The 14688-nt window shown below is 43.9% G+C and carries 16 protein-coding genes; 15 read left to right on the forward strand and 1 reads right to left on the reverse strand.

The annotated features are described in order from the left end of the window. From BZK41_RS18440 to BZK41_RS18455, 4 genes are all read left to right on the forward strand, one after another. Positions 1 to 397: LuxR C-terminal-related transcriptional regulator (locus BZK41_RS18440; RefSeq protein WP_139762626.1), on the forward strand; the 397-nt coding region annotated here is incomplete at its 5' end. A gap of 41 nt (positions 398 to 438) precedes the next feature. Further along, positions 439 to 828: a fluoride efflux transporter CrcB gene (crcB, locus tag BZK41_RS18445; protein WP_079939092.1), complete on the forward strand. Its 390-nt coding sequence runs from the start codon at positions 439 to 441 to the stop codon at positions 826 to 828. Positions 829 to 864: 36 nt separating this feature from the next. After that, on the forward strand, positions 865 to 2019 hold the full coding sequence (locus tag BZK41_RS18450) for an efflux RND transporter periplasmic adaptor subunit (RefSeq protein ID WP_079939093.1): 1155 nt from the start codon (positions 865 to 867) through the stop codon (positions 2017 to 2019). A gap of 24 nt (positions 2020 to 2043) precedes the next feature. Continuing rightward, the gene (locus BZK41_RS18455) at positions 2044 to 5181 is read left to right on the forward strand and encodes an efflux RND transporter permease subunit (RefSeq protein ID WP_079939094.1); all 3138 of its coding nucleotides are present in this window, start codon (positions 2044 to 2046) and stop codon (positions 5179 to 5181) included. A gap of 204 nt (positions 5182 to 5385) precedes the next feature. On the opposite strand, the gene BZK41_RS18460 is transcribed toward BZK41_RS18455, so the two are convergent. Next, positions 5386 to 5955, reverse strand: coding sequence for an HdeD family acid-resistance protein (locus BZK41_RS18460; protein ID WP_079939095.1), 570 nt, complete (start codon positions 5953 to 5955; stop codon positions 5386 to 5388). A 262-nt stretch (positions 5956 to 6217) separates the two neighbouring features. On the opposite strand from BZK41_RS18460, the gene hdeA reads away from it, so the two are divergent. The 11 genes from hdeA (at position 6218) to yut (ending at position 14677) form a co-directional block, all read left to right on the forward strand. Further along, positions 6218 to 6532: an acid-activated periplasmic chaperone HdeA gene (gene hdeA, locus BZK41_RS18465; RefSeq protein WP_079939096.1), complete on the forward strand. Its 315-nt coding sequence runs from the start codon at positions 6218 to 6220 to the stop codon at positions 6530 to 6532. A gap of 99 nt (positions 6533 to 6631) precedes the next feature. Beyond that, the gene (gene hdeB, locus BZK41_RS18470; protein WP_079939097.1) at positions 6632 to 6922 is read left to right on the forward strand and encodes an acid-activated periplasmic chaperone HdeB; all 291 of its coding nucleotides are present in this window, start codon (positions 6632 to 6634) and stop codon (positions 6920 to 6922) included. Positions 6923 to 7017: 95 nt separating this feature from the next. After that, positions 7018 to 8277 (forward strand): ammonium transporter, encoded by a 1260-nt coding sequence (locus BZK41_RS18475; protein WP_079939098.1) that lies wholly within the window; start codon positions 7018 to 7020, stop codon positions 8275 to 8277. Between the two features lie 3 nt (positions 8278 to 8280). Then, a complete protein-coding gene (locus tag BZK41_RS18480) occupies positions 8281 to 8583 on the forward strand; it encodes an urease subunit gamma (RefSeq protein WP_003845045.1) in 303 nt (100 codons plus the stop codon). 18 nt (positions 8584 to 8601) lie between these two features. Then, positions 8602 to 9030, forward strand: coding sequence for an urease subunit beta (locus BZK41_RS18485; protein WP_079939099.1), 429 nt, complete (start codon positions 8602 to 8604; stop codon positions 9028 to 9030). 9 nt (positions 9031 to 9039) lie between these two features. After that, positions 9040 to 10758 carry an urease subunit alpha gene (locus BZK41_RS18490; protein WP_079939100.1) on the forward strand — a complete coding sequence of 573 codons (1719 nt, stop codon included), beginning with the start codon at positions 9040 to 9042 and terminating at the stop codon, positions 10756 to 10758. Positions 10759 to 10771: 13 nt separating this feature from the next. Beyond that, positions 10772 to 11335: an urease accessory protein UreE gene (ureE, locus tag BZK41_RS18495; RefSeq protein ID WP_079939101.1), complete on the forward strand. Its 564-nt coding sequence runs from the start codon at positions 10772 to 10774 to the stop codon at positions 11333 to 11335. Positions 11336 to 11354: 19 nt separating this feature from the next. After that, entirely contained in the window at positions 11355 to 12056 is a 702-nt protein-coding gene (locus tag BZK41_RS18500) for an urease accessory protein UreF (protein ID WP_079939180.1), read from the forward strand. A gap of 12 nt (positions 12057 to 12068) precedes the next feature. After that, positions 12069 to 12728 carry an urease accessory protein UreG gene (gene ureG, locus BZK41_RS18505; protein WP_079939102.1) on the forward strand — a complete coding sequence of 220 codons (660 nt, stop codon included), beginning with the start codon at positions 12069 to 12071 and terminating at the stop codon, positions 12726 to 12728. Continuing rightward, positions 12703 to 13653 (forward strand): urease accessory protein UreD, encoded by a 951-nt coding sequence (locus BZK41_RS18510; RefSeq protein WP_079939103.1) that lies wholly within the window; start codon positions 12703 to 12705, stop codon positions 13651 to 13653. The genes ureG and BZK41_RS18510 overlap by 26 nt, the downstream gene beginning before the upstream one ends. A 34-nt stretch (positions 13654 to 13687) precedes the next feature. Next, positions 13688 to 14677, forward strand: a complete 990-nt coding sequence (yut, locus tag BZK41_RS18515) for an urea transporter (protein ID WP_079939181.1) — start codon at positions 13688 to 13690, stop codon at positions 14675 to 14677. Positions 14678 to 14688: the final 11 nt, after the last annotated feature.

Raw genomic sequence — 14688 nt, forward strand, 5'->3', positions numbered from 1 at the left:
TATTGATACTTATCATAATAATATTATTGACGAAGTTACCGTCAGACTTCTCAACCATATCGATGTGCAAAGAATCATCATTCTTGCTCCTTTTCAAATTAGCAAATTGAAAAGCCTGTCACCGTTGCTGTTTGTAAACAGAAAAGAGCAACTCATGAACTTACTCTCACTCATCATAGATGAAAAAATTTCATATCAGAAACCAAATGTCGCACTTTCGCATAACCAGCTTAAGCTGGTTAACTCAATTATCAATCAACAGAACATAAATGATATAACTAAATCCCTTAATATTTCTGAGCAAACTCTACGTATTCAGAAATTTAACATTATGCTCAAACTAAAGCTTCGAAGAATCAGCGATCTTGTTACTCTAAAAATATCACCTTACTTTTAAAGTGCAGGTTAATACTATTTAACATAGTAAATTGAGGTTATATGCTGACATCATTAATTGCCATTATGATTGGTGGCAGTATCGGAAGCGCTTTACGTTGGGGTATATCCCAACGACTAAATGCACTTTTCCCTTTATTGCCTCCCGGCACTCTTGTCTCAAACATAGTTGCTGGATTCATTATTGGTTTTGCTACGGTATTTTTTACCCGTTCAACATCATTCTCGCCAGCAGTAAAATTGATGGTCACAACGGGGTTATGTGGTGGTCTATCGACCTTTTCAACTTTTTCAGAGGAAGTATTTTCACATTTGCAAAATGAAGATTATATCTGGGCCGGTACGGAAATTACCGTTCATGTGCTGTTCTCCCTGCTCGCTGTTTATACCGGCTTCTTAATTGCGTCGTTTATTACCCATTGGTACCGATAAACCGCAAACTCTCGTGACCTTTATGTGAGTGCTATGATGCAGATAAAAAGAAAATTCGCGGTAATTGGCCTGGTTAATATTCTCTTCACCGGAGGATGTGATGACAGTAAAAATACGCTCCCACATCCCGTTGTACCGGATGTAGGTGTGATTACCCTCCAGGCGGAATCCGCGAATATTACCAGCAAATTGCCAGGAAGGATTGTTCCCTTTGAAATTGCAGAGATACGCCCGCAGGTCGGAGGGATCATTCTCAGTCGTCAGTTTCAGGAAGGCAGCAGGGTAAATGCAGGAGATCCATTATACCAGATTGATCCAGCCCCTTTACAGGCAGAGCTGGATCGGGCGAAGGGAAACCTGGCGAAGGCTCAATCGGCTGCAGATAACAGCCGCTTTACGTTGGCTCGTTTTACGTCATTACTGAAATCACACTATGTCAGCCGACAGGACTATGACACGGCTCAGGCTAACGCGAAAGAAGCGCAGGCAAACGTCGTGGTGGCGAAAGCGGCAGTTGAAAGCGCCAGAATCAACCTGAACTATGCCAGCGTCACCTCGCCACTGAGTGGATTAAGCGGCAAATCAACAGTCACCATCGGCGCGTTGGTCACTGCCAACCAGGGACAAGCTCTGGTCACGGTTCAACGACTAGATCCGATTTATGTCGATGTCACCCAATCCGCCAATGATTTCCTTCAGCTAAAAACTGAAATGGAACAAGGCGTAATTGAGCAAAACCAAGGACAAGCCGCAGTCTTCCTGGAGTTTGATAACGGTAAGCGATATGCCCACACTGGTAAATTGCAATTCTCCGACCTCACGGTAGATGAAACAACGGGGTCAGTGACGCTCAGAGCCATCTTCCCTAATCCTGATAACACCCTTTTACCCGGCATGTACGTTACCGCCGTGCTCAATGAAGGCATCCAACACCATGTATTGTTGGTTCCGCAAGAAGCGGTTACTCGCAATGCCAGCGGCAAAGCGACAACACTCATTCTCGATACCGAAAATATTGTCCAATTGCGTGAAATTACAACCGCAAAAGCGATAGGAGATAAATGGCTGGTAACTTCCGGGTTACGCCCCGGCGACAGGGTAATTATTACCGGGCTCCAGCAGATTAGGCCTGGCATTAAAGCTCATGCGCTTCCCTCCCCTTTTGCACCTAATCCTTCTATACCGCAATAAAGCCGGGTAACAGGAGTCTTCCCTATGGCGAATTTTTTTATTGAGCGCCCAGTCTTCGCCTGGGTTCTTGCTATTATCATGATGTTAAGCGGCGTCATTGCCATCACTCAGTTGCCCATCGCACAATACCCCAACATCGCGCCACCGGCAGTAACAATCAGCGCAACCTACCCGGGAGCTGATGCACAGACCGTACAAAACTCGGTGACGCAGATTATTGAACAGAATATGAATGGCCTGGATGGATTAATGTATATGTCCTCCACCAGCGATGCCTCAGGCAATGCCGTTATGACCCTAACGTTCGAATCGGGAACCAACCCAGATATCGCTCAAGTACAGGTTCAAAATAAGCTGCAACTGGCGATGCCGTCACTTCCGCAGCAAGTACAACAACAAGGTATCAGTGTTGATAAAGCAAGCAGCAATATATTGCTTGTTGCCGCCTTTATTTCAGAAGATGGGTCGCTTAACCAGTACGATATTGCCGATTATGTCGCGTCAAACATCAAGGACCCTCTCAGCAGAATCGCCGGCGTGGGTAGCATTCAGCTATTTGGTTCACAGCATGCCATGCGTATTTGGCTTGATCCGGTAAAACTCAATCAATACCAACTCGTCCCTCAGGACGTCATTCAAAAAATCAAAATACAAAATAACCAAATATCGGGAGGGCAATTAGGTGGTGCGCCTCAGGCAAATAACCAGCAACTGAACGCCTCCATTATCGTCCAGACCCGGTTGCAAAGTACTGAGGAGTTTGGAAACATTCTGCTTAAAGTTCAACAGAATGGTTCACGCGTTACGTTAAACGATGTTGCCCACATTGAGTTGGGGGCTGAAAGTTATGGTACCGTCGCGAAATACAACGGTAAACCCGCAGCAGGAATTGCGATTAAATTGGCAACTGGCGCTAATGCCCTTGATACAGCAAAGTTAGTGAAAGAGGAAATATCCCGGCTTTCACCCTGGTTTCCTTCTGGTCTCAAAACCGTCTACCCCTATGACACAACGCCCTTCATTCAAATATCAATACAAGAAGTCGTTAAAACTCTGGTTGAAGCCATTGTTTTAGTATTCATCGTTATGTATTTGTTCTTACAAAATTTTCGTGCAACGCTTATTCCAACAATTGCGGTACCGGTTGTCATATTAGGCACATTTGCCGTTCTCGCCGTGGCTGGCTTTACCATCAATACGTTGACCATGTTTGGCCTTGTCCTGGCCATTGGGCTGCTCGTTGATGATGCTATCGTGGTTGTGGAAAATGTTGAACGCGTGATCGCCGAGGAACATCTTTCGCCCAAAGAGGCCACACATAAATCGATGTCTCAAATCCAGGGGGCGCTGGTGGGGATTGTTCTTGTCCTCTCGGCTGTATTCGTACCTATGGCATTACTGGGGGGTTCTACCGGAGAAATATACCGGCAATTCTCAGTGACTATTGTCGCAGCTATGGCGCTTTCCTTATTGACCGCACTATCGCTAACTCCCGCACTCTGTGCCACGCTGATCAAGCCGGCACATAAGGATATTCCCCACTCCCCACCCCGTTTTTTCGCACTGTTTAACCTGTACTTTGAGCGTTTTACCCAACATTACAGCGACAGTACACGTAAAATTCTGCGAGTAACATCTCGATATATGATTCTGTATTTACTGATTATTATTGCCATGTTAGTACTTTTTTTACGTATTCCAACCTCGTTTTTACCTGAAGAAGATCAGGGCGTTTTGCTAACTATGGCCCAGTTGCCGCCAGGCGCTACGCTTGTGAAAACTAATCAGGTGCTTGCAGACGTAAGCCACTATTACCTGACTCAGGAAAAAAATAATGTGGAATCAGTTTTTACGGTCAGTGGTTTTGGATTCAGTGGGCAAGGTCAGAACAACGGCCTGGCTTTTGTTAGCCTGAAACCCTGGTCTGATCGCACGGCCAGCGCTGATGGCATTAATGCAATTATTCAACGCGCGATTAAAGCACTGAGCACAATCAACCAAGCCATTGTCTATCCCTTTAATTTACCTGCCGTCCCGGAACTTGGAACAGCTTCAGGTTTTGATCTGGAACTTATCGATAAAGCCAATCTGGGTCATCAAAAACTCACTCAGGCAAGAAATCAGCTCCTCGGAATGGCGAAACAATATCCCGAACAGGTGGTCGGCGTTCGACCCAATGGACTGGAAGATACGCCCATGTTTCGGGTGCAGGTCAATGCCGCGAAAGCAGAATCAATGGGCGTCAATCTCAACGATATTAATCAAACGATCTCAACCGCTTTTGGAAGCAGCTACGTTAACGACTTTCTGGATAATGGGCGCGTCAAAAAAGTCTTTGTGCAGGCAGCCATCCCCTACCGCATGCTCCCAGAAAGTGTGAACAGTTGGTATGTCCGTAACGCATCCGCAGACATGGTTCCGTTTAGCGCATTTGCCAAAACAGAGTGGACTTATGGCTCACCGCGTCTTGAACGCTACAACGGCTCTCCTTCGATGGAGATTCTTGGCGAAGCCGCGCCAGGTAAAAGTACTGGTGATGCCATGGCATTTATGGTCTCGCTCATCGAAAAGCTGCCCGCTGGTATCGGGTATGACTGGACAGGAATGTCTTATCAGGAGCGCTTATCCACCGACCAGGCCCCCATGTTGTACTTTATTTCAATCGTCGTTGTTTTTCTGTGTCTGGCAGCGCTCTATGAAAGCTGGTCAATTCCATTTGCCGTAATGCTGGTTGTTCCACTTGGTGTTGTTGGGGCCTTATCAGCAACCTGGCTACGCGGATTAACCAATGATGTCTATTTTCAGGTAGGTCTGCTGACCACAATTGGGTTATCCGCTAAAAACGCAATTTTGATTGTAGAATTTGCCGTTGAGCTCATGCAAAAACAGGGTAAAAGCGATATTGAAGCGACATTAGACGCAGCACGAATGCGCTTAAGACCGATTCTGATGACCTCTCTGGCGTTCATTCTTGGCGTGCTTCCATTAGTCATCAGTAATGGCGCAGGATCGGGTGCGCAAAATGCGGTAGGAACAGGTGTGATGGGTGGGATGATCGCAGCAACCATCCTGGCAATATTTTTTGTCCCCGTCTTCTTTATTGTTGTACATCGTTTGTTCGCTAAGATAACTACTACAAAAGGAACTAAGAATAATTATTAAGATTTATTTATTAAAATATAACCACGATAACTTTTGAAATGTTTATCTATATTATTTAGGATTATAAAGGCTTCAATGCAGACTGATCCCCTGAGAAAACACTTGGCTATATTTTCATTTTCAACTGCCCGCAAGGGCAGTTTTTTTATATATTAACGACCCCGTTACCGGGGCCTGTTGATAATAATATCTTAGACCGTAATGCTATGGCTTACGAAACTGATTGGCAATAAAGATGCAGCTAATCCCACTCAACATGAGTTCAATTCCCGTTACCATCGACACCATGTAAATCGATGCCTGCGGAGCAGCAGTAATAAAACACCAGGCAATAAAAAGGTCCAATACACCGATCACCCCTTGCAGCCACACTTTTTTCTCTTTACGACGCTTAAAAAACGTGGTCAGTCGAATAATGCCTCCCAGACAAAACAAACACGCCAAAAATGTTGCAATAGCAAAAATACCCAACTCAGGTGCCGTGATGAAAAAATACCCCATCAAAAAGTATGCGATGCTAACGACTATTCCAGAAACAACGGGCCAAAAGTTATGCACCCGATTCTTAAACATACCTATCGCCAGGGCCACACCGCTACACATTAAAATTCCGCCGACGATGATACTGAGTACACCTCCGGACACATACGGAAAAAGGATAAAAAGCACCCCACCCAAGAACATCAGGCATGCCAGAAATTTAAGAAATCGCCGCTGTTTAACCAGCACATCATCGTCAAGTTTAGATAGAATATCTCGTGTTACATTTAACATTTTCTTCTCCTGTTAGCCAGAGTACTACTGACAACATTAATTTATGCTAAATATCATCAATAAATAACACGTCATTAATAATATAGTCTGATAAATTCATCTTAAACAACGCGCAACCCTTTCAAATAAAAAGAAAATATTGAACATATAAAAATCACGATTTCATTCAAAATATGACATTCATGCTGTTCCAGGATATATATTTATAGTCGCTATCAGACTTTCCACCCGTCGACATTAATTGATACAAGAGGTACGTTAGATGAATAAAACATTAAGCATTATCGTTGGCACTCTACTCATGATCCCCGCGCTGAGCCAGGCGGCAGATAATCACAAGCCGCTCAGCCAGTGGACATGTGAAGATTTTCTTGCCACGGATGCCACATTCCAGCCCACGGTAGTTGGCTTTGCTGAAGCATTGAATAAAAAGGATAAACCGGAAGATGCGGTACTTGATGTTAAAGGTGTTGAAACCGTAACTCCTGCGCTGGTTCAGGCATGTATGCAGGATAAAAAAGCCAATTTCAAGAAAAAAGCCGACAGTGAGTGGGACAAAATCAAAAAGGATCTGTAATCAATAATTTTATGTATTGATATCACTGAAGCGAGAACTGTGCCCCAACAGTTCCCGCTTCAGTAAATTAATTGTAGTCAAAACACCAAGAGGCTATATATGAGACGCGTACTTATCACACTTACCTCTCTATTATCATTGTTCATGCTAAACACCCCTATGGCACATTCAGCCGAAAACAGTCCTGACAAAATGACCTGTCAGGAGTTCATCAATCTAAATCCCAAAGCAATGCTTCCTGTAGCATGGTGGATGCTGCATGAAGAAACAGTTTATAAGGGAGGGGATTCAGTGTCTTTGAATGAGACAGATCTTACCAGCATCCCGCAAGTCATTGAATATTGCAAACATAATCCACAATTAAAACTGTATTCATTCAAAGATAAATAATTGCCAGTAAATACACTGATTAGTGATTAGCCCTTCATATTGAAAAAGCTAAAACACATCACCTTTATAAACCTTCAGAAAAGGGCACAGGGTATATGGGAATATCACCTGTTCAATTTCAATTACTGGACCCTGCTAATACAGCTTTTATGCTGTTATGCGCTAGTCTGGTTATGTTAATGACACCAGGGCTTGCTTTTTTTTACGGTGGTTTAGTCCAGCGTAAAGGCATACTCACCATCATGTTTCAGAGTTTTGTCTCCATGAGCTGGGTAGCGATACTGTGGTTTGCTGTGGGCTATTCTTTAGCCTTCGGCCCCAGCCTTAATGGCATTATTGGCGATCCTCTGCACTATGCATTTTTACATAATATCAATGCGAACACGCTGTTTACCGGCAATAACGCAGGGATCCCAATCCTGGTACATTTCGCTTACCAAATGATGTTCGCAATTATAACCCCGGCCTTGATTACTGGTGCTTTTGTTGGCAGGGTGAAATTCAAGGCATATCTGATTTTTATTACTCTCTGGACATTATTCGTTTACTGCCCGTTTGTGCACATGGTCTGGAGCCCCCAGGGCGTAATGGCTAAATGGGGTGTGGTTGATTTTGCCGGTGGTATCGTCGTCCACGCAACGGCCGGATTCGCTGCGCTTGCTTCCGCTCTATACGTTGGGCGACGAGTCATTCAACCAGATGGTAGCCATAATATTCCTTATATTGCTCTGGGTGCGGGATTGCTTTGGTTTGGCTGGTATGGTTTTAACGCAGGATCTGAATTACAAGTTAACACTATTACAGTTTCTGCGTTTGTCACCACCGATATTGCGGCTGCTTTTGCCGGTGCCACATGGCTATTTATTGAAAAAATGCACACCGGCAAACCGAAATTTGTTGGTTTCCTGACAGGAGCCGTCGCGGGTCTTGCCACCATCACACCTGCGGCAGGATATGTTTCAATTCCATCCGCCGCATTTATTGGCATTATTGCCGGTTTTGTCTGCTACTACTGCGCACTGTTTGTTAAAAAATATGTTGATGATGCACTGGACGTTTTTGGCGTACATGGCATGGGTGGCATTACCGGTTCTATTCTACTCGGTGTTTTTGCATCTCAGGCCTGGAACAGCAAAGGGCCGTCAGGATTGCTGGAAGGTGGTGGAATATTGCAGGTTGCAAAACAACTCGCAGCGGTACTGATCACCAGCATATGGTCTTTTGTCTTTACTCTGCTCATTTTATGGATAATTAACAGATTTACCCCGGTGCGAATTTCAACCAATGACGCTCGCCAATCTCCTGATTATTCAGCATTTGGTGAGGATGCTTATACCCCTTCAGGTAAGGAGTAATTCATGAAACTTAGTCCCAGAGAAATTGAGAAAATAATGATTTACTCACTTGCCAGCGTTGCTCAAAGCAGAAAAGAAAAAGGCATAAAACTAAATTATCCTGAAGCTGTTTCTATTATTGCGTCAACAGCCATGGAAAGTGCCAGAGAAGGAAATGATCTGGAAACCGTCATGAATAAATCAAGAGATGTTCTGACCAAAGACGACGTCATGGAAGGTGTCGCAGATCTTATACCACAAATACAGGTTGAAGCTATTTTTACCGATGGTAGCCGACTGGTAACTGTTCACGACCCTATTCGTTAATAGCAGGAGAAATAGACTATGCCTGAGGATAAAGAAACAAAATCCGTACCCTATGGGGGCTATGTTTTACAGGATACCCCTGTGTCATTTAATACAGAGAAACCTGTAACGAAAGTGCGCGTTAAGAACACAGGAGATCGACCGATTCAGGTAGGTTCACATTTCCATTTCTTCGAAGCTAATAAAGAACTGGAGTTTGATCGTGTAAGTGCGCTGGGAAAGCGCTTAAACATTACCGCCACGACTGCAATACGCTTTGAACCAGGCGATGAGATAGAAATAGAACTCATCCCCTATAGTGGGGACAACGATATTTTTGGATTTAATAACCTCGTTGATATGACAGGTCAGCAACTCGCTGAAGTTATTAAAGATCCAGTGAAGTTGAAATCACTGATTGATAATGCCCGGCGAGCCGGTTTCAAAATGCCAAACAATCCCAGCTAAGGATCTCTTATGCCAACAATATCCAGAAAGGAATACTCCAGTCTGTTTGGTCCAACGACCGGTGATAAAATTCGTTTGGGCGAAACGGATTTGTATATTGAAATTGAACAAGATTTACGTGGTTATGGTGACGAAGCAGTCTATGGCGGAGGAAAATCTCTACGTGATGGAATGGGGGCTAATAATCAGTGTACCCGCGACCAAGGGGTTCTCGATCTGGTTATTACAAATGTCACGATAGTTGATGCAAAACTGGGTGTGATTAAAGCGGATGTAGGCATTAAGGATGGACTGATCTCAGGGATTGGTAAAAGCGGTAACCCCGCAATTATGTCTGGTGTAACACCTGGGATGACGGTTGGGCTTAGCACGGATGCGATATCAGGCGAGCATTTGATTTTGACTGCGGCGGGTATCGATTCCCATATTCATCTCATCTCTCCTCAGCAAGCTTATGCTGCATTATCTAACGGCATTACCACCTTCTTCGGTGGCGGCATAGGTCCCACTGATGGCACGAATGGAACCACAGTGACTGCGGGACCAAAGAATATGCGCGCCATGCTGCGGGCATGGGAAGGTATTCCGGTCAATATCGGTCTACTTGGCAAAGGAAATGCCTACAATAAAGCCCCTCTCGAAGAACAAATCATTGCCGGTGCCGTTGGACTAAAAGTACACGAAGATTGGGGTGCTACGCCAAACGCGCTCCGACACGCACTGCGCACAGCCGATGATATGGACATTCAGGTCTCTGTACACACCGACAGTCTTAATGAAGCAGGATATGTCGAAAATACGATTGCCGCCTTTGAAGGAAGGACAATTCACACCTTTCATACAGAAGGCGCTGGCGGTGGTCATGCCCCGGATATTATTAAGGTCGCCAGCCAACCAAACGTCCTGCCAAGTTCTACTAATCCAACGCTTCCTTTTGGTATCAACAGCCAGGCAGAACTGTTCGATATGATTATGGTGTGCCACAACCTCAATCCTAACGTGGCTGCCGATGTTTCATTTGCAGAAAGCCGCGTTCGCCCTGAAACCATTGCAGCCGAAAATATCCTGCATGATATGGGCGTCATATCTATGTTCTCCAGCGATTCTCAGGCTATGGGACGCGTGGGTGAAAACTGGCTTCGCCTGGTACAAACCGCGCATGCCATGAAAGTAGCTCGCGGAAAATTACCGGAAGATAGCCCAAATAATGACAATTTCCGCGTTCTCCGATACGTCGCCAAAATTACGATTAACCCTGCTATTACGCAAGGCGTCAGCCATATTATTGGCTCTGTTGAAGTGGGTAAGATGGCTGACCTGGTACTCTGGGAACCGCAATTTTTTGGAGCTAAACCAAAACTCATTATTAAAGGGGGAATGATCAACTGGTCTTTAATGGGTGACCCTAACGCTTCGCTGCCTACTCCTCAGCCAGTATTTTACCGCCCCATGTTTGGTGCAATGGGAAAAACGCTGCAGGATACCTGCCTTACTTTCGTCTCAAAAGCTGCCTTTGATGATGGCGTTAAAGAAAAAACTGGCCTTGAAAGACAGGTTGTCGCAGTCAATAACTGTCGTAACATCAGTAAACACGACCTTATCAGAAATAATGCAACCCCAAAAATTGACGTAAACCCAGAGACATTCGCCGTCAAGGTTGATGGTGTGCACGCCACCTGCCAGCCTATTCAAACTGCGGTAATGAATCAAAAATATTTCTTTGGTTGAAAGGAAAATAGCTATGTATTTAATTGAAAGAACTCTCGGAAATATTAATTCTCATTGTGTGCTTGACCTTTCCGCTGAAGATATTAAACACGATGTACTCGTGCTAGAACAATGGGAGGCACAAAAAAGTCGTTGCCGTAAAAAAAGTCAATTCGGCTATGATATCGGTTTATCCCTTGACCGTCATCTCCGTCTTAATGATGGCGACATTCTTTTATATGACAAAAATAACCGTTATTTACTTACGGTAAAAATACAGCTACGACGTGTGATGATTGTCGATCTGGGATTATTTGGCGTAGAGAAAATCACCGACCTTCTCACACGCGCCTTTGAATTAGGTCATGCTCTAGGAAATCAGCACTGGAAAGCCGTCATCAAAGGATACTGCGTTTTTATTCCCATTGTCGTGGCCGACAAGATGTTGGCTTCAGTAATGAAATCTCATGGTTACGCCGAGGGTCAGTATTACTTCACGGAAGGTGAAAAAGTCATTCCACTCTTAACACCATCGGAATCCAGACTTCTTTTTGGCGGTACGGAAGAAGCACATACACATGTACACATTGATCACTAACGTAATAGGGTTGCCGAACATGCAAGATAGTTCACATAGAGTACTGAATATTGCACGAATACTGCATTTTGGAGATTCGGTCCTTCCTGTCGGGGCATTTACTTTTTCCTGTGGGGTTGAGTCTGCCATTTCATGTGAAATTGTCTATGACCGGCATACCCTCAAGCAATATGTCTGTACGGCACTATTGCAGGCAGCAAAATGTGATGCTGTCGCACAAATACAGGCCATGCGCGCCTGTCGCAGCAACAGGTTAAATGAGCTTATTTCTATAGATAATGATGTAATCAGTAGAAAACTATCACCAGAAGCCCGACTGATGACCCAAAGAATGGGTAAGAAGTTAACCGAGCTTTCAGCAGCTATTTACCATGATCGTCTATTTAACTGGTGGCTTGAGCAAATACGCCAGCGCCATGTTATTGGCACCTATCCTGTTTCTCATGCCTTACTTATGCACCATTTAGAACTTGATGAAGACGCCATGTTGGCCATGCACTTTTATGGCGTAGCGACGACCATTCTCAGTGCAGCACAAAGACTGATGCGGATTACGCATCTGGATAGCCAAAAAATCCTGGCCGAAGCCACGTCGCTTTTTCCTGATTACGCTGAAATGGCACTCAATACCCGCCCCGAAGAAATGTCTTCTTTTTCGCCGGTGATCGACATTCTTGCGGCTGTTCATGTCGATGCCCATGTACGTCTGTTTATGAATTAACTGAGGTCAGTAATGAAAAAAATTACCCGAATTGGCATTGGTGGTCCCGTAGGTTCAGGAAAAACAGCCATTATTGAGGTTATTACTCCTGTACTTATTCATCGGGGATATAAACCTCTGATTATAACTAATGATGTTGTAACCACTGAAGATGCAAAGCAGGTCAAAAGAACATTGAAAGGGATATTAGAAGAAGAAAAAATCGTTGGCGTTGAAACAGGGGCATGTCCGCATACTGCTGTACGTGAAGATCCCAGTATGAATATTGCTGCAGTTGAAGAAATGGAAGATAAATTTCCAGATAGCGATTTAATTATGATTGAAAGCGGTGGTGACAATCTCACCCTCACATTCAGTCCCGCATTGGCTGACTTTTATATTTATGTCATTGACGTAGCCGAAGGGGAAAAAATCCCACGTAAAAATGGTCCTGGTCTGGTACAGGCCGATATTCTGGTTATCAATAAAATTGATTTAGCACCATATGTCGGCGCGAGTCTGGAGATAATGGAATCAGATACCAGACATGTTAGAAATAATCGTCCCTATATTTTAACTAACTGTAAAACGGGTGAAGGTATCGAGCAGCTTGTTGACATGATTGAGCGCGATTTTTTATTTGGTCACACTATTGAAGGTAAACAAGATGACTCACCTACAGAATTTGCATGACCAGGTGGAAACAAAACGATCGCTTTGGGATATGCAGATCCCCATAGAGTATCGTCAGGAACCGGAGCAAATGCCCAGTGGGGCAATCGGTAAGGATGGTTTTTTATACCTGGGTTTTACGCGTTACGAAAGCAAAAGCATTCTTCATCGTATGGAAAAACGAACGCCATTGTTTGCGCAAAAGGCATTGTATCATGATGAAGCACTGCCAGAACTTCCCTGCGTGACCGTGATATCGACTTCAGGCTGTGTTCTGCAAGGGGATCGCATAGTATTATCCATTAGCGTGGGTGAAAATGCTTTCGCCAGCGTCAGTACGCAATCCGCAACCAAAATACACTCCATGGATAAAAACTATGCTGCGCAAATTCAATTTATTCATCTTGATGAAAATGCTTATCTGGAATATCTCCCCGATCCTTTAATTTTACACCGTAATGCAAGGTTTATAAACGACACCGTAATTAATTATAAGAGAAGCGCGACTCTTATTTATTCAGAAATAATTATACCAGGCCGTCGCCATCATCATGAAAATGAGCTTAATGGCTTTGACTATTATTCCTCAAGCGTATTAGCAAAAGATGAATCAGGACATATTGTTTTCAAGGAACAAATTGCACTGAGACCCAAAGAGCATCCGATGGCAGAAATCGGAGTTATGGGAAACTTCCAAATTCTCGGCACAATTTTCATATTAACTCCAACAGAAAACATAGCATCCATTCTGGCGGCCTTCCCTGCTCATTACAGCAAGGATTGTTGCTACGGTATGTCAACACTTCCTGCGGAATCGGGGCTTATATTTAAGATATTGGCTAATGATAGTAGCATTATAAAAAAACATATTCGTAAAGTGTGGGCCATGGTCAGAAAAGTCGTTCTGGATGCAGAATTACCGCCTCCATATATCTGGAAACAATAGGATCATCCACAACTATTCATATTGGTAAACAATGATGACAATACAATCCATTCCGATATTATGGAAAAATAATATTGATAAGCATTACACGTTCAAAATTATTGATATATCATTACGTGGTTGCGCACAGGTTATGTTCCAAAATAATCCTATCACGGGGTTATTGTTTTTCATTGCGATATTCATTTCTGCTTATAGTAATAACAATCCTTTAGCTGCATGGGGGTGTGTAGTTGGAACTGTTCTGGCTTCGATTACAGGTGCAATAACTCATGATGTAAAAGGTTGGCGAGATGGTCTCTATAGCTATAATGGCTGCCTGGTTGGTATTGCTATTCCTGTATTTATAACTGCGACGCCAATAATGTGGTTATGCCTGGTCGTAGGTAGCGTCGTGTCTGTTATTGCTACAGTATGCATTGCTGATATATTGAAAACATGGAAAGTTGCGGCGTTAACAGCACCCTTTGTTCTGACAACCTGGGTAATCCTACTTGCCAGCTATGCTTTTCATAATATTTATGGCTCAGGACTGCCCTCCCCTGATCTGCCCCAGCATTATATACCGTCAACTCAAAGTAGTTACTCACTCAGCTTTTTCATCAACAGTACTTTACATGGGATCTCGCAGGTATTTTTATTCCCTGGGGTCCTGGCAAGTTTTTTCTTTATTGCCGGTCTGGCGGCAGAATCTGTCGTATGCGCCTGCTATGCCATCGTCGGTTCTTTCATCGCGACACTACTTGCCTGTTATCTGGGCGCCAATCCCCATGACATTGCTGCAGGGTTGTATGCTTTTAGTGCCGTTTTGACATCCGTCGCACTTGGGACTGTGTTTAATCATCCAGGCTGGCGAGTTTTTATTTACACCATTTCAGGGATTATTTTTACAGTTTTTATCCAGGCCGCAATGAATGTACTTTTAATGCCTTTAGGCATACCGACATTAACCATGCCATTTGTTATTTCCTCATGGTTATTTCTGGTACCAAACAAAGAATTTATGCCAGAACATCGTCATTAATAATAATAAGG

Origin of the sequence: Citrobacter sp. A316 (assembly GCF_002042945.1) — a bacterium.
GTDB lineage: Bacteria > Pseudomonadota > Gammaproteobacteria > Enterobacterales > Enterobacteriaceae > Citrobacter > Citrobacter portucalensis.